1 protein-coding gene is annotated in these 298 nt (G+C 65.8%); it reads right to left on the bottom strand.

Annotated features, from left to right (window positions below):
* The coding region (locus DNK49_RS24300) for a hypothetical protein (protein WP_207807123.1) at positions 1–298 on the bottom strand (298 nt) is incomplete at both ends.

Genomic DNA, 298 nt, shown 5'->3' with positions numbered 1-298 from the left:
GGGCCTCGGGCTTGAACGGGTTGGGGACGACCAGGCCATGCTCGGCCAGTAGCGTCGACATCTGCGTAAAGAGCGCTCGTTCCTCACGCGTACTCTCCCGGTCTTCCGCGTTCTCGGGTTCGAGCCGATCCTGCTCGATACGCAGTAGCGGCACGAAGCTGTCGGGTTCGCAGAGGACGGTGGTGGTGAGTGTGTCAGTGGCCTCGCACACCAGCCGCTCGCCATCCCAGCCGTAGCGGGTGGTGCGGATGTCGTGGCCGGTGGAGACGGACTTGGCGATGCGTCGCGAGAGCGCATC

The organism is Parazoarcus communis SWub3 = DSM 12120 (genome assembly GCF_003226565.1).
Taxonomy (GTDB): Bacteria; Pseudomonadota; Gammaproteobacteria; order Burkholderiales; family Rhodocyclaceae; genus Parazoarcus; species Parazoarcus communis.
This window is presented reverse-complemented; position numbering and strand designations above follow the sequence as displayed.